This is a genomic window from Nocardia sp. NPDC004604 (assembly GCF_040609795.1).
Lineage (GTDB): Bacteria > Actinomycetota > Actinomycetes > Mycobacteriales > Mycobacteriaceae > Nocardia.
Genome location: NZ_JBEXLC010000050.1, coordinates 1 through 19,034 on the forward strand (window position 1 = coordinate 1; position 19,034 = coordinate 19,034).

Annotated in this window: 16 protein-coding genes and 3 pseudogenes; 7 read left to right on the forward strand and 12 right to left on the reverse strand. The window is 65.4% G+C overall.

Features of this window, described 5'->3' with window-relative positions:
• From ABZW16_RS19375 to ABZW16_RS19385, 3 genes and pseudogenes are all read left to right on the forward strand, one after another.
• A pseudogene (locus ABZW16_RS19375) lies at positions 1-354 on the forward strand (cytochrome ubiquinol oxidase subunit I); the annotation flags it as partial.
• Positions 355-504: 150 nt separating this feature from the next.
• Positions 505-1,488, forward strand: coding sequence for an endonuclease/exonuclease/phosphatase family protein (locus tag ABZW16_RS19380; RefSeq protein ID WP_354957301.1), 984 nt, complete (start codon positions 505-507; stop codon positions 1,486-1,488).
• 738 nt (positions 1,489-2,226) lie between these two features.
• Positions 2,227-4,185, forward strand: coding sequence for a cytochrome c oxidase assembly protein (locus ABZW16_RS19385; RefSeq protein WP_354957302.1), 1,959 nt, complete (start codon positions 2,227-2,229; stop codon positions 4,183-4,185).
• 1 nt (position 4,186) lies between these two features.
• On the opposite strand, the gene ABZW16_RS19390 is transcribed toward ABZW16_RS19385, so the two are convergent.
• On the reverse strand, positions 4,187-6,535 hold the full coding sequence (locus tag ABZW16_RS19390; protein ID WP_354957303.1) for a heavy metal translocating P-type ATPase: 2,349 nt from the start codon (positions 6,533-6,535) through the stop codon (positions 4,187-4,189).
• 14 nt (positions 6,536-6,549) lie between these two features.
• Positions 6,550-7,308: a zf-HC2 domain-containing protein gene (locus tag ABZW16_RS19395; protein WP_354957304.1), complete on the reverse strand. Its 759-nt coding sequence runs from the start codon at positions 7,306-7,308 to the stop codon at positions 6,550-6,552.
• Between the two features lie 81 nt (positions 7,309-7,389).
• Between ABZW16_RS19395 and ABZW16_RS19400 the strand changes: the two are divergent.
• A pseudogene (locus ABZW16_RS19400) lies at positions 7,390-7,599 on the forward strand (sigma factor-like helix-turn-helix DNA-binding protein); the annotation flags it as partial.
• Between the two features lie 169 nt (positions 7,600-7,768).
• Here ABZW16_RS19400 and ABZW16_RS19405 read toward each other — a convergent pair.
• Genes ABZW16_RS19405 through ABZW16_RS19415 form a run of 3 tightly spaced genes read right to left on the reverse strand, consistent with a single transcriptional unit; the run spans position 7,769 to position 10,770 of the window.
• Complete coding sequence (locus ABZW16_RS19405) at positions 7,769-8,605, reverse strand: ABC transporter ATP-binding protein (RefSeq protein ID WP_354957306.1); 837 nt, start codon at positions 8,603-8,605, stop codon at positions 7,769-7,771.
• Positions 8,602-9,648, reverse strand: coding sequence for an iron ABC transporter permease (locus ABZW16_RS19410; RefSeq protein WP_354957307.1), 1,047 nt, complete (start codon positions 9,646-9,648; stop codon positions 8,602-8,604). The genes ABZW16_RS19405 and ABZW16_RS19410 overlap by 4 nt, the downstream gene beginning before the upstream one ends.
• A gap of 3 nt (positions 9,649-9,651) precedes the next feature.
• On the reverse strand, positions 9,652-10,770 hold the full coding sequence (locus tag ABZW16_RS19415; RefSeq protein WP_354957308.1) for an ABC transporter substrate-binding protein: 1,119 nt from the start codon (positions 10,768-10,770) through the stop codon (positions 9,652-9,654).
• Positions 10,771-10,899: 129 nt separating this feature from the next.
• Between ABZW16_RS19415 and ABZW16_RS19420 the strand changes: the two genes are divergently transcribed.
• Complete coding sequence (locus tag ABZW16_RS19420) at positions 10,900-11,361, forward strand: STAS domain-containing protein (RefSeq protein WP_354957309.1); 462 nt, start codon at positions 10,900-10,902, stop codon at positions 11,359-11,361.
• A 25-nt stretch (positions 11,362-11,386) separates the two neighbouring features.
• Here ABZW16_RS19420 and ABZW16_RS19425 read toward each other — a convergent pair whose 3' ends face one another.
• The 4 genes from ABZW16_RS19425 to ABZW16_RS19440 all read right to left on the reverse strand — a co-directional run bounded on the left by ABZW16_RS19425 (position 11,387) and on the right by ABZW16_RS19440 (position 14,897).
• Entirely contained in the window at positions 11,387-12,499 is a 1,113-nt protein-coding gene (locus ABZW16_RS19425) for a DoxX family membrane protein (protein WP_354957310.1), read from the reverse strand.
• Between the two features lie 77 nt (positions 12,500-12,576).
• Positions 12,577-13,440: an alpha/beta hydrolase gene (locus ABZW16_RS19430; RefSeq protein WP_354957311.1), complete on the reverse strand. Its 864-nt coding sequence runs from the start codon at positions 13,438-13,440 to the stop codon at positions 12,577-12,579.
• Between the two features lie 227 nt (positions 13,441-13,667).
• Positions 13,668-13,853: a hypothetical protein gene (locus ABZW16_RS19435; protein WP_354957351.1), complete on the reverse strand. Its 186-nt coding sequence runs from the start codon at positions 13,851-13,853 to the stop codon at positions 13,668-13,670.
• A 42-nt stretch (positions 13,854-13,895) separates the two neighbouring features.
• Positions 13,896-14,897 carry a sigma-70 family RNA polymerase sigma factor gene (locus ABZW16_RS19440; protein ID WP_354957347.1) on the reverse strand — a complete coding sequence of 334 codons (1,002 nt, stop codon included), beginning with the start codon at positions 14,895-14,897 and terminating at the stop codon, positions 13,896-13,898.
• A gap of 152 nt (positions 14,898-15,049) precedes the next feature.
• On the opposite strand from ABZW16_RS19440, the gene ABZW16_RS19445 reads away from it, so the two are divergent.
• Entirely contained in the window at positions 15,050-15,649 is a 600-nt protein-coding gene (locus ABZW16_RS19445) for a dihydrofolate reductase family protein (RefSeq protein ID WP_354957312.1), read from the forward strand.
• Positions 15,650-15,951: 302 nt separating this feature from the next.
• Here ABZW16_RS19445 and ABZW16_RS19450 read toward each other — a convergent pair.
• The 3 genes and pseudogenes from ABZW16_RS19450 to ABZW16_RS19460 all read right to left on the reverse strand — a co-directional run.
• Positions 15,952-16,149, reverse strand: a pseudogene (locus ABZW16_RS19450) (hypothetical protein); the annotation flags it as partial.
• Positions 16,150-16,970: 821 nt separating this feature from the next.
• A complete protein-coding gene (locus ABZW16_RS19455; RefSeq protein ID WP_354957313.1) occupies positions 16,971-17,129 on the reverse strand; it encodes a hypothetical protein in 159 nt (52 codons plus the stop codon).
• A 133-nt stretch (positions 17,130-17,262) separates the two neighbouring features.
• Entirely contained in the window at positions 17,263-17,472 is a 210-nt protein-coding gene (locus tag ABZW16_RS19460) for a hypothetical protein (protein WP_354957314.1), read from the reverse strand.
• 322 nt (positions 17,473-17,794) lie between these two features.
• Between ABZW16_RS19460 and ABZW16_RS19465 the strand changes: the two genes are divergently transcribed.
• Positions 17,795-19,027: a helix-turn-helix transcriptional regulator gene (locus tag ABZW16_RS19465; RefSeq protein WP_354957315.1), complete on the forward strand. Its 1,233-nt coding sequence runs from the start codon at positions 17,795-17,797 to the stop codon at positions 19,025-19,027.
• Positions 19,028-19,034: the final 7 nt, after the last annotated feature.

Here is a 19,034-nt window from a genome sequence, read left to right on the forward strand (position 1 = left end):
ACCACGCTGAATACCATTTCCACGATCGGCGCCTTCATCCTCGGCGCGTCGATGCTGCCGTTCATCTGGAACGTCTTCAAGAGCTACCGCTACGGCGAAGTGGTGACGGTCGACGATCCGTGGGGTTACGGCAACTCGTTGGAGTGGGCCACCACCTGCCCGCCGCCGCGGCACAACTTCTACGAGCTGCCGCGGATCCGTTCCGAGCGACCCGCTTTTGAATTGCACTACCCGCATATGGTCGATCGCATGCGCTCGGAATTGCATGTCGGCTGGGGCTCGGGCGCCAAACATGCCGCGGCGGTCGCCGAACACACCGAAGCCGAGGCCGAAGCTCCTCGGGCGGAACCGTAGCCAGCGCGCTACGGGCCATAACACGCACCCCGATAGCCGCATTGATCGGGGAATTCGAGTAGTCGGTACGCAGGAGTTCGGGTGTCGGCCGAGTGAGAATCGGGTCGTAATCGATAAGTCGGTCGGGGCCTGATAGTGGATCGGTGTGTCATGACCACCCTACGTATCGCCACATTCAATGTGGAGAATTTCGACGAGACGGTGCCGAATGCGAGCACGCCGTCATTGGCGGATCGGATCGCGGTAATGCGACCGCAGCTCGAGCGGTTGCGGGCCGATATCTTATGTCTGCAAGAGGTGCACGGACAGGAACGGCCCGGCCAGCCACGGGCGCTACTCGCACTGGCCGAACTGCTGTCCGGCACGAAATTGGCTGGGGCAAATATTGTTTCGACGCAAACCGCCAATGGAGAAGTATTCGATCAGCGCAATCTGGTGCTGGTCACCTCGCTGACGGTGACCGGGCATACGCAATTGCTCAATACGCTCGTCGCCGCGCCGATCTATCAGATGCTGACCGCGGATCCACCCGCCGTCGCGCCGCAAGCAATTCGAGTCGAGCGGCCGATTCTGCATGTGGAGCTGAACGTCGACGGCGCACCCCTGCATGTGATCGTGGTGCATCTGAAGTCGAAACTGCCCACCGATATTCCCGGGCAGAAGCTCAATACCTTCACCTGGCGCAGTGCGGGCGCGGCCGCCGAGGGTTCGTTCATCTCCTCGATGAAGCGGATGAGCCAGGCGCTGGAGGTCCGGCGGCTGGTCGATCAGATCCTGGACCAGGACCCGAACGCGCGCATCGTGGTCGGCGGCGACTTCAATGCCACCGCCGAGGAGGTGCCCCTGGTGGCCATTCGCGGCGATGTCGAGGACACCGGCAATGGCGCGCTGGCAGGACGGGTGCTGGTGCCGCTGGAGAACACCATCCCCGAATCCGCGCGGTACTCGCTGTTCCACCAGGGCAAGGGGCAGATGCTCGACCATATCCTGGTCACCCGCAATCTGCTGGCCCACTACCGCGGCGCGGAGATCCACAACGAGCTGCTGCACGACGAATCCGGTGCATTCGCTACCGACGTCAAATATCCGGAATCCGATCACGCTCCGGTCGTTGTCACCTTCGACTTCGCCTGAGCGATTCGCCAAGTTTTGATGATGCCGCGACAGGGAAATATGGACCGGAGATCAGAATAAAAAGGACATAACCGGGTATTCGTCTGTTCTCGGTCCTCGAATTAGAGCGGATATCGACCGGAAAACCCGGTCATCCCCCAACTTCTCGACAGTCCGAAGGGGGCCGAAAGTCCCTAGTAGACTACGTGAATCGCAGAGATGATAGTTGCAAGGCAAATCATAATTGGATGAAACGCTTCTTTCTCGCGTTTCGTGCTCGAGCACCAATTCGGTGCAAGGTTCAAGTGAGAAGGCAAGAAGATGCACACCAAGATCGCAAGTTCCATTGCCGCAACTGCAATCGCACTATCCCTTGGCGTTGGCTCCATTGTGGCTCCCACCGCCTCCGCGACCGAGGCTCCAGCTCCGGTAACGCCTACCCAGGGGTCGATTGCCATATGCTTCCCCATCTGGCTGGGATCGGTGACCTGGGTCCTGTGTCTGTAGATTTTCCAAGGAACTGAAATAGGCTGGGGTATCGACGAATCCGGTGCGTTCGCCACCGACGTCGACGATCCGGAATCCGATCAACGCCCCGGTCGCGGTCACCTTCGACTTGCCTGAGCGATCCACCATGTGACGCTCGTCGCACCGCCTGCGGCCCGGGAACCAGCACCGGGCCACAGTCGACTTATGTGCGAGGGCTGGCACATCCGCTGCCCGTCACACATCTTCGGTTGCCCGGATTGGTGGAAAAACGTGCAGGTGAAGCGCTCGCCCGACCACTTCATCTGGCTGATTGCGGCGGTTGCCGCCGGTGCCGTCGTCCTCATCTCCGTCATCGCGGCCGGAGATATGCCCTACCGCCGGGCCGGGCTCGCATATCCGGGCTTCCCCGATGTCCTGATCTATGTCGCGCTGCGGGTGGTGGCGGCGCTGGCGGGCGCGGTCACCGTCGGCGCGCTGATCTATGCGCTGTGCTGCACCGTGGTCACCGCGCGTGGACGCGTCGATGTGGACGGATATGCCGGGGTCCGGGTGGCCGAGCGGGCGAGTCTGGTGTGGCTGGTCGCGGCCCTGATCTTGATTCCGGTCAGCGCGGCCGATGTGGGCGGACTGTCGATGAGCACCGCACTGGAGCGGGGTGCGATCGGCGCGCTGATCGATGCGAGTGAGAAGCCCAAGGCCTGGATCGTGGTCGCGGTGCTGGCCGGTGTCGTCGCGCTGGTGACGCGGCTGACCTTGGCCTGGACCGGTCTTGTGATACCGACAGTGCTCGCGCTACTGGCGGTGCTGCCGCCCGCGCTGGTCGGCAATGCGGGTGAGGGACCAGATCACGACTTCGGGACCGGCGCGATGATCATCTTCCAGCTGGCGGTCTCGGTGCTGCCGGGCGCGGCCTGGTGTGTCGCGGCGCAGCTGGGCCGTGCGGGTTCCCAGGTAGCGACCGCGGTTCGACGCTACGCACGCATCGGCCTGTTGTGTCTGGCCGCGGCCTCCGCGAGCGGTCTGGTGCTCGGTGCGATCCTGTTGCCGTGGTCGGCGTTGTTCGATACCGGCTATGGGCGGCTCGCGCTGGTGGTGGTCGCAGCGGCCATCGGCATCGGACTGATATTGAGAAAGCTTGCGGTCGAACCGGATTCGTCGCCTCGTACGCGACAGCTGATCGCCGGTTCCGGTGCGCTGTCGGTGTTGGCGACGGCCGCATTGGTAGCGATGGCGGTACAACCCGCCCCGGCCTTCGCCGATCGGTCGTTCACGGCACAGGAGGTCTTCCTCGGTTTCGATCTGTCGGGCCGGGCCGACCTCTGGCGGCTGATGACCATGTGGCGCTTCGATATCGTCCTCGGCAGCGCCGCGTTGGCTGGCATCGGGTTGTACTTTGCGGGTGTGCTGCGACTGCGGCGGCGCGGCGATACCTGGTCGCCATGGCGCACGCTGTCGTGGACCAGCGGCTGTGCGGCCCTGCTGATTTCGACATCATCGGGCATCGGCACCTACGGCTACGCCATGTTCAGCATGCACATGATCACGCATATGGCCCTGAATATGTTCGTGCCGGTGCTGCTGGTGCTCGGCGCACCGGTGACCCTGCTGCTGCGCACCGTGCCCGCGGCCCCGAAGGATACGGTTCCCGGTGTGCGCGAATGGGTGCTGTGGATCCTGCATTCGCGCCCGACCGCGATGCTGGCCCATCCCGGCACCGCGATCACGGCCTTCGTGCTCTCCCTCTACGGCCTGTATTTCACGCCGTTGTTCGCGAACCTGATCCGCTATCACTGGGGGCACGTGCTGATGAACGTGCACTTCCTGATCATCGGCTATCTGTTCTACTGGGCGATCATCGGCATTGATCCCGGCCCGCGCCGCCTGCCGCATCTGGGCCGGCTCGGCATGCTGTTCGCCATCATGCCCTTTCACGCCTTCTTCGGTGTCGCGGTGATGTCGATGAACACCATTATCGGCGAGCGGTTCTATCAACAACTGGAACTGCCATGGCATCTGGACCCGATGGCCGATCAGCGGGTCGGCGGCGGCATTGCCTGGGTCTCCGGTGAAATCCCGATCCTGCTCGTGGTCGGCGCACTGCTGACCCAATGGGTGGCACAGGATCGCCGCACCGCGGTGCGCACCGACCGCAAGGACGACGAGTACGGGGATTCCGAACTCGCCGCCTATAACGCGATGCTGGAGAAGTTGGCGCGATCGCGCCGCTGACTCAGCGTACGAGCCGAACGCGACGCAGTCGCAGGCTATTGGAGACCACGAAGAACGACGAGAACGCCATGGCCGCACCGGCGATCAACGGGTTGAGGAACCCGAGCACGGCCACCGGAATGGCGATCACGTTATAGCCGAAGGCCCACACCAGATTTCCCTTGATGGTGCGCAGGGTGGCGTGCGCCAGTTCGATGGCATCGGCGACCGCCCCGAGATCGTCACGCACCAGGATCACATCGGCGGCCGCGATCGCGACATCGGTGCCCGCCCCGATCGCCATGCCGAGGTCGGCGGTGGCCAGCGCCGCCCCGTCATTGATGCCGTCGCCGACCATCACGATGCGGCGGCCCTGCTCCTGCATGCGGGCGATGAGTTCGACCTTGCCCTCCGGAAGCAGTTCGGCGACAACCTCATCGATGCCGACCTCATCCGCGACCGACTGGGCGGCATAGGCATTGTCACCGGTGAACATCATGACGCGCAGGCCGAGCGCATGCAGTCGGGCGATGGCGTCGGCGGCGGAATCCTTGACGGTATCGGCGACCGCGATCACCGCGCTGGCCGCACCGTCGACCGCGACGAGCACCACGGTGCGTCCGGAACGTTCCTCTTGGCGCACAGCGCGACTCAGCGGTCGCGGCACATCGATACCGCGAGCGTGCAGCAGGCGCAGGCGCCCGACTATGACCTCGCGGCCCGCGACGATGCCACGTGCGCCCAATCCCGGTAGCGCCGTGAAGGATTCGACCTGCGGCAGTTCGTTCCAAGCTGCGGTGGCGTGCCGGGTGATGGCCGCGGCAACGGCGTGTTCGGAGGCCGCCTCCACCGCACCGGCCAGCCGCAGCACCTCGGCTTCGGTCAGCGTGTCGGTTACGGTCACCGCGACGACGCTCATGACCCCATTGGTGACCGTTCCGGTCTTGTCCAGCACCACCGTATCCACATCGCGGGTGGCCTCGAGCGCCTGATGTCCCTTGATGAATATGCCCAGTTGCGCACCGCGTCCGGAGGCCACCATCAGCGCGGTCGGAATCGCCAGCCCCAGCGCGCACGGGCACGCGATCACCAGCACCGCCAAGGCGGCCGCGGCGGCCCGGTCGATACCGGAACCGAGCAGCCACCAGGTGAGGAAGGTGCCAGCCGACACGGCGAACACGAATGGAACGAATACCGCCGAGACCCGGTCGGCGATGCGCTGCATGCGCGCCTTCCCGGTCTGCGCCTGCTCGACCAGTCGGATCATGCCGGACAGCTTGGTATCCGCGCCCACCGCGGCGGCCTCCACGATCAGGCGACCGGTGAGTGCGGTGGTGCCGCCGATCACCGCCATCCCCTCGGTCACATCGACCGGTATGGATTCGCCGGTCATGGCACTGGCATCGACGCTCGACGCACCCGAGACCACCAGGCCGTCGGTCGCGATGGTCTCGCCGGGCCGCACCACGAAGCGCTGTCCCTCGACCAGTTCGCCGATGGGGACACGCATTTCGCGATTGTCACGGGTCAGCACGGTGACCTCACGGGCGCCCAGCGCGGCGAGCGCCCGCAGCGCGCTGCCCGCCGACCGCTTGGCCTTGGCCTCGAAATACCGTCCGGCGAGCACGAAGGTGGTCACGCCAGCGGCGGCTTCGAGATAGATCGAATCACCGGACCAGAACGCGTCCCATACGCCATCGGGAGTTGCGGTCCGGTCCGCGTGCAGGAACATGGTGTCCAGCGACCACAGCGTCGCGGTCGTCACACCGACCGATACCAGGGTGTCCATGCTCGCGGTGAAATTCTTCGCCCCCGCCAGCGCCTTTCGGTGCAGTGGCGCGGCCGCCCACACCACCACCGGCAGTGCGAGCACGGTCAGAATGACCTGCCAGCCGGTGATCCTGGCCGCTGGCACCATGGCGAACATGACCGAAAGATCGGCGAGGGGGAAGAACAGTAGCAGCGCGACGACCAAGCGGCGGAACAGATCTCGGACCGCGGCCTCCTCGGGGGCCGCGGAGATCGGGCCGGTGCCCTCGGTGATCGGCTGCGCGCCGTAGCCCACCGCGACCACCGCGGCGCAGAGCTGTTCGGCCGAAATATCCTCGGCGGCATCGACGGTGGCGATGCCGGTCGCGTAGTTCACCGATGCCAGCACGCCGTCGACCCTGTTGAGTTTGCGCTCCACCCGATTCGCGCAGGCGGCACAGGTCATGCCGGAAACCGCGAGCGAGATGCGAACGGTGGTGCGTTGCGCCGCGGTGGCGAGGTCGGGCTTGTCCGTCGCGCGACCGCGCTCGGTCAATGCTGTAGGCCCACCCGCCGCCCGACCGCCACCCATTATCGAATCGCTGCGCGATGCTGTGTCCATTTGGTTCCGTTCGGTCAGGCGGCGGGGTCTTGGGTCGAGCGATGCTGGGTCGAGCGCAGATGGCCGGTGCGGCGGCCGAATCGGGCGCCGGGTGGCAGGACGAGTTCGGCGGGCACCGGATTGCTCGTGCGGGTCGGCGGTGCGGTCTCCGGTCGGCGGGTGCGATGTACCACCACGACCAGCACCAACGCGGCGACCAGGATGCCGTGCGAGAGCACCCGAGAGACCGTCACCACTCCGGAATACAGATCACCGATGACGAATGCGGTGAGCGTCGCGACCAGTACGCCGAGCACCGGCAGCACGCCCGAGGTTGCGTGCGGCCGCACCGCGCAGTACATGAATCCGATACCGATCGCCAGACTCCACGCGGTGGACTCGTTCATCAGATGCCGGGTCAGCTCGGCGCCGTGGTGGTGGGTCATGCCGAAGTCGAATCCGGCGAACTGGCCGATCGCCAGTGCGCACTGCACGATACCGAGCAGGCCCAGCAGCAGCCGGGTCCATTCGGACCAGCCAACTCCGGACAATGCAGTGCGCCAGCGCGATCCGCGCGGGCGCTCCAGGTCGGCGGCGGCGAAGATGGCGTCGGTGAGATCGGGCGCGTAGCCCGAACCGCCGCGCAGCAGGCGCGAGATCGCCACGGCGGCGGCGTACCAGGAACAGCACTCCGGGCACTGTTCCAGGTGTTCGTCCACGCGCGCCGCGGGCACGGTTTCGCGTTCGCCATCGATCCGCGCCGATAGCGCGGTCCGGCATACCTTGCACTCCACGTCCACATTGTCGGATCGGTGCACTACAAAGTTCCCGCGGGTTGTACCTGATGGCGGCGCAGCCGGGCCTACGGGCTCGCCGACATCGTGGAGCTGAAGTTGCTGCTCGCGGATCTTTCCGACGATCGGCGCGAGGCATTGGTGCTGACGCAGGTGCTGGGGTTGTCCCATGCCGAGGCGGCGGCGGTATGCGGATGTCCGGTGGGCACGGTGCGGCCCCAGGTGGTGCGTGCGCGCGAAGATCTCGTCGCGGCCACCCGCCTCGGCGGCAAGCGCCGCGCCAACGGCTGACCCGGCGGGCAGTTCTTTGGCGTGCTGTTCCGTCCGGCGCGTAACACTCGGTTTCTCTGCGCTCACCTCTCGGCGCGAGTCCCACCTTCGAGGGGCCGCACTTGCATACCCCGCGTCGGTGCTCGATCGAGTGCGGAGCCCGACCGGCAGTGCAGCCCCCGAACCGGCACTACTCGGAGGCCAAAGGCTGTGCGGCGTAATGCAATCGGACGATGCCGTCGTCATGTTGCTCGGCCCGCGCATTGACGCCGAAGACAGTGCGCAGCAGCTCGGGCGTCATTACCTCGAGTACCGTCCCCGCCGCGACGACCCTGCCGTGATCGAGCACGACCAAACGATCACAACACCGGACCGCAAGGTCGAGTTCGTGCAGCACCGCGAGTGTGGTGATCCCGGTCGAACGAACCAGGTCGAGCAGTTCGAATCGGGCGCGCACGTCGAGATGGTTGGTCAACTCGTCGAGGACGAGCAGCCGCGGATGCTGTGCCAGCGCCCTGGCCAGCAGCACGCGCTGGCGCTGGCCGCCGGACAGGGTGCCGATCGGCCGATCGGCGTACGCGGTGACACCCGTTCGCGCCATGGCCTTTTCGACGGCCGCGTGATCGGCGGCGGTATCGCGGCTGAAGAGCGCATGATGTGGATTGCGGCCGAGGCCGACCATTTCCGCGACGGTGAGCTCGGGTGATCCGGCCCCGTTCTGCAGGACCGCGGCGGTGGTCCGAGCCGCTGCCCGCACGGACATGCCGGTGATATCCGCGCCGTCGATCAGCACCATGCCCCGATCCGGCCGCAACGACCGGTAGATCGTGCGCAGCAGCGTCGTCTTACCGCTGCCATTCGGCCCGACCACGCCCACCACCGACCCGGGCGGGGCCTGCAACATCACCGCATCCAATACCCGCGCACCCCCGATCGCCACGCTCACCCCGACAACCGATAGCTCGGCGGTGCGGGCATCACGTGGCTCAACCGAGCTGCCCGATTTATGGAACGGTGGCCCGCTCATGCGATGCCTCCGTCGCGGCGCAGCAGCCAGAGGAAGAAGGGTGCGCCGAAGGCGGCAGTGAAGATGCCGAGCGGGAGTTCGTTGGGCGCGTCGACGGTGCGCGAAAGCAGGTCCACCGCAACCAGATACGCCGCGCCGAGCAGTGCCGCCAGTGGCAGTACCCGGCGGTGGTCCATGCCGAATGTCAGGCGCACCAGATGCGGAACCATCAAGCCGACGAAGCCGATTCCGCCCGCCACCGCGATCAGTACGCCGGTCAGCAGGGAGGCGAGTACGAGCAGGACCATGCGGGTGGTGCGGACGTCGACGCCCAGTGCGGTGGCCTGCTCATCACCGGTGCCGAGCACATCGAGGCGTCGGCCGAAGGCGAGCACGATCGCGACGACAACGAGAACCACGAGCGTGACCGGGCCGAGTCGCGACCAGCTCGCACCGGACACACTGCCCATGGTCCAGAACATCACCGCGCGCAGCTCATTCGGGGTGGCGCGCAGTTGCAGGTAGTTGGTCGCCGCCAGCAGCAGATATCCGACGGCGACACCGGCCAGTACGAGGCGGGTGGGGGCCAGTGTGCCGCGCCGCTGTCCGAGTGCGAAAACCACTGCGGCAGTACCGATGGCCCCGAGGAAGGCCGCGCCGGATACACCGATACCGCCGAGTGCCGCACCGGCGGTGACGATCACCGTCACCGCACCGAACGAGGCGCCGGAAGACAGGCCGAGCACATAGGGGTCGGCGAGCGGATTGTTCACCAGCGCTTGCAGAATCACGCCGGAGACCGCGAGCCCGCAGCCGCACAGCGCGGCCAGGATGACCCGGGGCAGCCGATAGTTCCAGACGATCTGGTCGACGGTGAATCCGACATCCGGTGTCCTACCCGATAAATGGGCGAAGATGACCCGGCCGGTATCGGCGATCGACACGGTGACCGATCCCGCGCCGATGGAAACCAGCATTACCGCGCACAGGATTGCCACTGCGACGGCGATCGCGACGGGCAGGGGTGTGGTGGCCAGCAGTCGCTGTTGTGGAAGGGTGCGCATCGGTCAGAACTGTTCGGGGTGAACGAGCCTGGCGATCTTCGCCACCGCGATGTCATTGCTCGGGCCGAGGTAGATCGAGTCCGAAAGCACCGTGTAGTTGGTTGTCTTGCTCGCATTCCACTGCGGGAACTGTTCCAGGATCCGCTTTGCCGTCCCGTCGATATCGGAATTGCGGTAGTTGACCACGATCAGGCCGTCGATCGGAGTGACGGCGAGCTGCTCCTTGCTGATCGTCACGAAAGTCGTGCCGTCCGTGCGGTTGAACGGGTTCACCGCACCGGCCCGCTCGATGATGTCGTTCCAGATGCCGCCCGCCGCAATGGCCGAGAAGTCGCCCGTACCGCCCATATCCATACCCGGGAAGATGAGCAGCACATTCTTCTCGGGCTGTCCGGCGACCCGTGCGGCGGTCTCGGTGATCTTGCCCGCGATATCGTTGATGAGCTGTTCGGCTCGGCCGGGTACGTCGAAGATCGTCCCGAAGTCGCGCAGCATGGCGTAGCTGTCCTCGATGGTCGGTGTGCCGGTGACCGCACCGGTCATACCGCAGTTCGCCCGGGGCACATAGGTATTGGCGCCCGCATCGGACAGCTCCGCGCGGGTGGCGAAGCCCTGATCGGCCGAGAAGCCGCCACCCCCGGTGGAGATGACGAGATCGGATCGCTGGGCGAGCATGGCCTCGCGGGGGATGTCCTGCAGGTTGTTCGGGGTGATGCCGCCGGTCGGGAGTGCCGCAATGGCGGCGGCGCGGCCGGGCACGTCGGAGGTGCCGTAGGACTGGGCGTTAGCGATGATGCGGTCGCCGACGCCGAGGGCGACCAGAGATGAGACCTCGCCGATGGAGCCGCCGTTCATCACCGCGACTCGCTTCGGTGCCTCGGTGAAGGTGTAGCTCTTACCACAGTTCTCGATGGTGATCGGATATTTGGTGATGCCCTCGGTCGCGGCGGGTGCGGTGGTCGCGGATTCGGTGACCGTGGTCGAACATCCGGTGACGGCAATGGCGCCGATGGCCATGGCCAGCACAGCGGCACGTTTCACAGGCGGGGTCGAGCTCTCGATGCGTCCGGCGCGGTCGCCATTGGCCGCACGCCGACGTGCTGCCAGTGCTGTGTGTTGCATGATCACTTGGTCGTTCGATACGGCGGTCCGGTTCCCGGGAATCGCGGCACGCGCCGTCTCTGTACAGACCCGGCGGACCCTGCTTCACTGATGTGACCAGGTCTGCACCCGGACCGCAGGAGCCCGCGTATGTCCACCCACTTCGCTTATCCGGCAGGGCGACCCGCTGACCGTGACAGACCGGAACACGGTGAGTGCGTCGATATTTCGACCGCGCCCGGAGCTCGGATCATCCAGTTCTCGGTGAGCCACCCACGCTGCGATGTGGCGCTGGTGGTCGTCACTGGCGAAGTCGATCTGTGCACCGCGCCACAGCTGCGGGATAAGCTATTGCGCGCCTTCGATTCTCAGGAATCGACCATGGTCGTCGATCTCTCACCGGTCACCTTTTTCGCCGCCGCCGGGCTCACGGCCCTGATCGAGGCCCAGGCGGCGGCCGAAAAGGCCGATCGCCGAATGGTGTTGATCACCACCGTGCGCTGTGTCGACCGCGTCATCGAGATCACCGGGTTGTCCACGACGTTCCGCCGCGTCGGTTCCCTGGCCGCGGCACTCGCGGACACCACGCCGGGATGTGCGGCCCCGGTGTAGTTCCGGCGATCGCGCCCGGCGCAGATCAGTGGCGCCGCCCCTCGACGCGTGCCCTGGCCTGCGCAATCCGCTCCTGTGCCAGCGCCATCCGCTCCTGGGCTTTGTCGAGACGGCGCAGGGCCCTATCGATCCCAGGCTGCGCCTTCTGAGCCCGGCGCTCGGCCTTCGCGGCTAGGCGCGCACCACGCTTCTGCGCCTTCGCCGACAGCCCGGCGCCGCGCGTACGCGCGGTCGAAGCCAATTCGGGCCCACGCTCTTTGGCGAGTTCAGCGAGTTCGGCCCCGCGGTGCTGGGCCTTTTCGGCGAGTTCGGCCCCGCGGTGCTGAGCCTTTTCGGCGAGTTCGGCCCCGCGATGTTGGGCGATCTCGGCCAGTAGCGTGCCGCGTTCGCGTGCGACCGAGGCGATTTCGGGCCCGCGTTCCTTGGCGATCTCGGCGAGTTCAGCAGCCTTCTCGGCCAGCTTCGCGCGGCGTTCCTTGGCGAGCTCGGCCCATTCGGGGCCGTACTCTTTGACCATATCGGCGATTTCGGAGCCTCGCTCCTGCGCGACCGCGGCAACCTTCGCCGCGGCGACATCGCCGAGTTCCCTGGCGCGCACGGCGGTGTCGTGCGCATGTTGACGCAGCGCCTCACCGGTCTGCGAATCCGCCGCCGCGAACGGCAAGGCGGCCGAGACCGCCGCGCTGGCATTGCTCGCGGCCCGGCGGCCACGCCAGCCGAGCGAGGGTTTGCCTCCGGTATCCGCGCTGGCGATCATCAACCCGCCGAGCAGACTCACATCCTTGAGAAAGGCGTTGCGCTTGGCCAGCCTGCGATCCGGATCCTTCTCCGCCCAGAAGTCCTGTTCGGTGACCGTTGCGGGAATCACCGTCGCGGCCAGGGTGAGCGAGGCCAGCCGCGGCATTTTGCCGAGCGCCAGCAACGCACCGGCCGAGACCTGGGCGATCGCATTGATCTTGACGGCCGTCCCCGGATCCGAGGGCAGTTTGGCGGCGAAATTATCGGGCAGTGATTGCTGGCCCTGCTGTACCAGCCCCGCGGCGGCCTTGGTGCGCTGCTCGGGGTGGGCGAGTGCGTCGACACCATCGGCGACGAATGCGGTCGCCAGCAGTGGACGGGCAAATCGGCGTAGCAACATGACGTCCCTTTCCTCGGTGTTTGAGGTTCGGTTTCCCGCGCTTCGCTTCGCCAAACAACCATATCAACACCCTGGAATCAGGGTTTGACCTGGTGTTTCTCTGATCGGTACTGCCGCACCTCCTTGGCGGCGAGGAAGGTGGTGATGGCATTCGTCACGGTCTGCGGCTCCTCGACCATCGGCAGATGTCCGCATTCGGTTAGCTGGATCCGGGTGTGCGTCCGCAGCGTCTCGTCGAGTTGAGCGCCCGCCCGCGCCGACAGGATGCGGTTCTGCTGACCCCAGATGGTGCAGATCGGCGGGAACCCGGGGCCGGGAGTGAACACATCGAGTTCGGCATAGGTCGGGAAGTCCTGCACCAGCCCGTGCAGCGCCTGCAGCCGCCCCTTATCGCCCCAGTATGCCCTCAGCCGCGGCGAGCGGTGCAGATTCCGGCGCCGCCCGTCCGCACCCAACTGGTCGGCAATGATTCGGGAGACGACCGCATCGGGCAGCGCCAGCCTGCGCGCCACCGGTGCGAGCGGGAGCCTGGCATCGACCCAGGCCAGTCCGGCTTGGCGTCCGGCGCGGACGGTATGCCAGGTCAGCGGGTTGCACAGCACCAGAGCCCGGACGTTGTCCGGATGCGCCATCGCATACCGCAACGAGGTGGCGGCCCCGAGGCAGTTGCCGATCAGCACGACATCGTTGAGATCCTGCGCGGCGAGGAAGGCCTCGAGCATCCGCACATAGTCCGCGAGCCGGTAGCCGTCGGCCGGCTGGTCGGATTCACCGTAACCGGGCAGGTCGAGTGCGAAAACCTCGTAGTGATGCCGCAATTCGCCGACCTGATCGTCCCAGATATGACGCTGGGTGCCCGCATTGTGCAGCAGCACGATGGGTGGCCCGCTGCCGACCCGGTCGTAGACCACATTCCGACCCTGGTGCGCAAATATCGCCACATCGCCTCCTTGCGAGTGGATAAGCGAACACCTGTGTTCGCCAGTAACAGATAAGGTAGCGCGGATCGGACGGCGACGCGAATCGCCGAGTGGCCGGTCGGTATGGCGGGGCGGATCTACTTTGCCGCCGTATTCGACGATCAGGTCCAAGAACGTGTCCACCGGATGCAGACCACCGCGCCAGCACTCGCCCCTGCAATCGTCTCGATCTCCGGTTCCACCTGCGCTCACAGCCGCATGCCCTCGTGTCGTACCGCACCCCGGTAGCAGTGGGAGTGTGGGCACTGCGGATCAACGATCCCGGCCAACGTCCACCCGTTCTTGCGCTCCAGGTCTGCGACCAGCCCCGACACATAGTCCCGCACCCGAGAACGCGGCTCCGACCTGGCGAAACGGGAACCGATCCGCTCCATCAACGAATCCAACTCTGAGTCCACAAAGGACTCGAAGGCGATCTACTGTGCACTCGGGAGGGATTGCGGCAGGCCGAATTTGGGGAGGACAGTGTTTTCGAAGACGGTCATGGCGCCGATTCGGTCGCCGGCGAGGGTGAGGACGAAGAGGCCGGATCCGTGGTTGCCGGTGGGGGTGTGTGAGTAGACCCCGAACGCCGGCTGACCGTTGGCTCGTGTCGGCACCAGTTCGAATCTCTGTCCCGAGCCGAAAATGGGTGCGAAGAAGCGGGCCACGATGTCTCGGCCCTGGTATTCCAGTGGCATCGGTGGCATCGACATGAACACGTCGTCGGTAAGCAGAGCCACCAACGCGTCGATGTCGGCGGATTCATAGGCGGTGACGAACTTCGCCACGATCGCGTCCTCGGCAGGTGAGTCGTCGGCAGTTGGCTGCTCAGTTACCGGCAGTCGGCGCTGCATTCCTGCCCGCGCGCGTTTGAGGGCGCTTTTGACCGATTCGACGGTCGTGTCCAGCATGTCGGCTACTTCGTTCGCGTGGAATCCGAGGACGTCGCGCAGGATGAGGACGGCGAGCTGGCGCGGCGGCAAGATCTGCAGGGCGGTCACAAAGGCCAGGGAAATGGATTCGGTTTGCTCGTAGCGCGCCTCCGGACCGAGCGGCACACTGATCGCACCGTCCAGAAGGGCGTCGGGATAGGGCTCGAGCCAGTGGATTTCGCCGAGTCCGGTGGGTTCCGGTGGTTCGATTCCCGGGATGTCCCACTGCTTTGCAGGGCGTCGGCGAGCGGAGCGCAGCGCGTCGAGGCACCGGTTGGTGGCGATGCGGTAGAGCCAGGTGCGAAGTGAGGCGCGCCCGTCGAATCGTTCGAGACCTCGCCAAGCGGCGAGCATCGTGTCCTGGAGAGCGTCCTCGGCATCGGAAAACGATCCGAGCATCCGGTAGCAGTGCACCTGTAGCTCGCGACGGTGTGGCTCGGTCAGCGCTCGGAATGCCTCGCCGTCGCCGGCCTGTGCCCTCGACATCAGGTCCGTTCGCGCCAACTCCACTCCCGCCACCTCATTCCTTGTGTGCAGTTCCATCCTGTATGGACGCCGGCCAGGGCGCGAACGGGGCGGTCGCGCAGCGCCCCCTTTTCCGACGCCGCGGCGTCCATACCCGTGACAGCCGACAACATTGTCAAAGGAGCACGGAAATGGGAAAGATCATCCTCACCTCGAATGTGACACTCGATGGAGTGGTCCAAGACCCGGACGGCGCGGAGGGCTTCGAGCGGGGCGGCTGGTTCCACCAGTTCGTCGGGGCCGGGGACCTGCAAGATTGGACCGCCCGCGAGACGCAGGAAGCCCTCGATGCCGAGGTGCTGCTGCTGGGCGGGCGTACCAATGAGTGGTTCGCAGACCGGATGACAGAGCGCAATTTGGCGGAGGGCCGTGTGAGCCCCGAGTGGGCGAACAGGGTGAGAAGCATGCCCAAGTACGTCGTGTCGTCGACTCTGGAAGATCCGCGTTGGGGCAACGTCACGGTCCTGGGCGGTGAGGTGGTGAAGGAGGTTTCGGAGCTGAAGCGGAAAGTGGACGGGGAAATCCTGATCTACGCCAGCTATCAGCTCGCGCGCACACTGATAGAACACAACCTGCTCGACGAACTGCGGATGGTAGTTTTCCCGGTCGTGCTGGGATCCGGCCTGCGTTTCTTCGACGAGATCAGCGACAAGAAGCCGCTGCACCTGGTCAACACACGAAAGATGGGTGACGGTCTGGTGTTCTACGCCTACGAATTCGTGCAAGGTTAACGACTGTAGACGGCGACCAAGTCGCGTTCGTCGGTGTTGACGTAGCGTCCCCCGGTTTGACGCAATTCGGGGAGAAGCTTGGTGGCGGGCGGGTTGATGGGGTCGCGGATGCTGTCGTAGGTCATGAACGAGACCCACTCGGTGTTGACGTCGAGCTCCATCGCCCGCACCGCGCCCGCACGGTTCAGCAGTTCGGCGAGTGTGCGCACGGACGCCGAAGGGCCCATGGCGTAGACGATGTTTCCGGCCGCGGTGATGCCGACGCCGGAGCGCCAGACGAAGTAGCGATTGTCGACGGTGAAGCGTAGGAACCGCAGGTTGTAGAAGGCCATATTGCGCAGGTGTGCACCGGCATCCGAAAAGCCCAGTTGCACACCGGGATCGGCCGCGAACTTGTCCAGCACCTGCGGCCGGTGGTTGGAAATGGTTGTCCGTCAACGCACTTTGCCGCAGTATTCGACGACCAGATCCAGGAACGCGTCGACCGGATGCAGTCCACCGCCCCAGCTCTGATGTCGTCGGCGCGGCTGTACCGCGGTTGCGAACCGTGCGGAGCCTGTCCAGAGTCATCCAGTGGCGGCGTCGGCATTCCCGGAATTTGTGGTGCCATCGGAAGTCTCCCCCAACCGATATAGCAGTCTCACCACCTCGAGCCCTACCCCACTCCGCCGCGACCGGCGTATCAACGACCGGCCCGCCGATCGGCAACCTTCAGCAACGGCTCCGGGCTAGCGCCGCGTCCAGCTAGCTCCTGCCGTGTCGAGCCCCGGGGCCGGGATCTGTCGAACGTATTCGAATGGTCGTCGCCCAGGCGCATTCGACCGCCCTATGACTACGCTCGACGGGCAGTCGCAAGGAGACCGGCCCGAACCGGCGCAAGCGCGGATGGCGTCGACTACGACGAGACCGGAAGGGCGGAACGTGCAACGGGGTGGTTCGATCCAGCGCCGGAACTGCACGCGTTGATCGGCGGGGCTCGGCAATGCGATGGTGCCGCCGGTACGGACCACCGAGACGTTGAGCCGGAACATTTCCGCGAAAAGACTGTTGTCATCGGGCAGGTCCGGCCGTACCAAATATGTCCACCGAGACGACCGCGGATGCGACAGGATCGGACCGACATCGCGGTCTTCGCGTTGCATGCGCGCCTTCACCGCTTGCCCGAGCGGGAGCGGCATCATCAGCGCCCAAACGAAGTCGGCGCGCACGATGATCCGACCCAAGTGCGGCGGGTCGATGGTCGCGGGAAGGTCGCGCACCTGCCGGTAGTAGACGCAGCGTGATGCGGGTGTGTCACCAAATGCTGTGTGCTCCACGAGTTTTAGACCCCCTGGTCGTGGTGGTCGGTGCCGGGTTGCTCGGCGGTGCTCCATTCGCGTAGCGCGTCGGCGAAGAGTTCGACCACATCGACGGTTGCGCCCGTGTAGGGGGCTGGTGGTCCGATGATCGGGATTCGCTGTGGAAGTTCATGTTTCGGCATCTGCCGACCTCCCGTACCTCGATGGTTCAAGGATTGGCGCAGCCCCAGTACCATCAGCATCGCGGCCTGAGCCGTGCTGAGTCATGGCGGTCGGTGTCCCTTCGGGTTGGTTGCTCGGTAGGCGAAGGAGGGATCACCGCGGTTTGGTGTTGGAGGGAACGGTGCGGCCGGCTTCGACGAGAACCTGGAGTGCGGCAGCTTTTCTCGGGCAGCGCCACGCCCGGCAGGCGACGTGGAATCGCATGATCTGGTGGGCTTCACCGGAGCTGAACGGTTCTGTCGGCGCCTGGTGATCTTCCTGTTCGATGAGCACGTTCAGCTGGTGGATGGCGAGCGAATGCATAGCGGATCTCTTCCGGTTCGGGGCTTCTCGACCGGTGAGGCCGAGGCGGTGGTACCCGGTACCGGGGGCGTTTGCTACCAAACCCCAGGCCGTCCAGGGGCCGGTACGCCTTCCGAGGGGTAAAGGCGTCACCCCGGTACCGGGTACCGGTCCCGACCGTAAGCCGCCGTTTGGGCCGTTGACCGGCGCAAATAGCCGAACCTTCTGAAAAATAACTGAAACCGTATAAAGTGCTTTCGGGGGCGAAAAGCGTTGCCGGGCAAGGGGTCCGGATATCCGATTCGTTCTTGCAGATGCACGTTCATGAGAGAGCGGGATGCACATGAAAACGGGCGAGGTCATCCGCCGTATCCGCAAGTCGCTCGGCATGACCCAAGCCGAACTGGGAGCCATTCTCGGCTATACCCAGCCCGCCATTTCTCAGCTTGAACATGGCGGTGCCGCAGTGCACGACGTGCGGGTACTACGCCGAGTAGCCAAGGCGCTCCACGTTCCACTTGCCATACTGGTAGTGGAGTCTGACGAGGAGGCGGATGTGAACCGTCGCAATTTCCTACGAACTGGTGCCGTCGGTGCTGGCGCGGCAATCAGTTCGGCAGCGGCTCAGCAGGCAGGGGCAAGCACCCCGTCAGCAGCGGGCGGCGTCCGCATCGGTGCCAGCGACGTCGCCGAGATCAACGCGACGGTGAACCAGATTCACGAACTGGACCTGCTCGTAGGCGGCGACCGGCTGTGCCGGGTAGCAGCCAATGAAGTGCGCTACGTCGGGCAGCTGCTGGACAACGGCACCTACACCGACGAAGTGGGCCGGGCCTTGACCACTGCCACGGCTGAGATGATGACCGCCGCAGGTTGGGTCCACTACGACGCCGGACGACTGGACGATGCGCGTCGCTTCTATGCCGATGCCGCTCAAGCCGCCACCGCGGCCGGTGATGGCATCGCGGTGGCGCATGCCCTGGGCAACGCGAGTTCCTTGCTGACCGAATGGAATGGCGGCACCCCGGCAGGCACACGGCAAGCGGTGCAATATGCTCAAACAGCTTCGCGGGCGGCGATGAGTCACGGTGGCCCAAAGCTGCGTTCGCTCATGGCGATTCGTGAAGCAGATGCGCTGGGGATGCAAGATCCGAGCGGCAACAAATCGGCCGTGACGGATGCACTCAGCCGGGCCTACCGGGCGTATGAATCTACTCGCGGGTTCGATCCGGAATGGGTCTATCTGCCAGATGCCTTGCTGAGCGGCATGACCGGGATCATGCATATGTACCTCGGCGAATGTACGGCTGCGTCGGAACAGATCCGGGCGGCGATCGACGGATCGGCGGCTTGGCCGCGGGAACAAGCAGAGTGGCAGGTGCAGCTTGGCCGCAACCTGGTGCAGGCCGGAGACATTGCCGAGGGCTGCCAGGTTTTGACCGACCACTACGACGCGATCAGTCAGATCGGGTCGACACGGGTTCATCAGAAGCTGGACACCGTCGCCACGGCGGTCCGGCCGCATGCCAAAGTGCCGGAAGTACGGGAGTTCCTGGGGATGTTGGCGGCGCGCTGAGGCGGTG

Excerpts from the sequence above, each read along its gene's own strand:
- ABZW16_RS19380 (WP_354957301.1), top strand. The coding sequence starts at position 505 with ATGACCACCCTACGTATCGCCACATTCAATGTGGAGAATTTCGACGAG.
- ABZW16_RS19390 (WP_354957303.1), bottom strand. The coding sequence starts at position 6,535 with ATGGACACAGCATCGCGCAGCGATTCGATAATGGGTGGCGGTCGGGCG.
- ABZW16_RS19405 (WP_354957306.1), bottom strand. The coding sequence starts at position 8,605 with ATGAGCGGGCCACCGTTCCATAAATCGGGCAGCTCGGTTGAGCCACGT.
- ABZW16_RS19410 (WP_354957307.1), bottom strand. The coding sequence starts at position 9,648 with ATGCGCACCCTTCCACAACAGCGACTGCTGGCCACCACACCCCTGCCC.
- ABZW16_RS19415 (WP_354957308.1), bottom strand. The coding sequence starts at position 10,770 with ATGCAACACACAGCACTGGCAGCACGTCGGCGTGCGGCCAATGGCGAC.
- ABZW16_RS19420 (WP_354957309.1), top strand. The coding sequence starts at position 10,900 with ATGTCCACCCACTTCGCTTATCCGGCAGGGCGACCCGCTGACCGTGAC.
- ABZW16_RS19425 (WP_354957310.1), bottom strand. The coding sequence starts at position 12,499 with ATGTTGCTACGCCGATTTGCCCGTCCACTGCTGGCGACCGCATTCGTC.
- ABZW16_RS19435 (WP_354957351.1), bottom strand. The coding sequence starts at position 13,853 with ATGGAGCGGATCGGTTCCCGTTTCGCCAGGTCGGAGCCGCGTTCTCGG.
- ABZW16_RS19445 (WP_354957312.1), top strand. The coding sequence starts at position 15,050 with ATGGGAAAGATCATCCTCACCTCGAATGTGACACTCGATGGAGTGGTC.
- ABZW16_RS19455 (WP_354957313.1), bottom strand. The coding sequence starts at position 17,129 with ATGCCGAAACATGAACTTCCACAGCGAATCCCGATCATCGGACCACCA.
- ABZW16_RS19460 (WP_354957314.1), bottom strand. The coding sequence starts at position 17,472 with ATGCATTCGCTCGCCATCCACCAGCTGAACGTGCTCATCGAACAGGAA.
- ABZW16_RS19465 (WP_354957315.1), top strand. The coding sequence starts at position 17,795 with ATGAAAACGGGCGAGGTCATCCGCCGTATCCGCAAGTCGCTCGGCATG.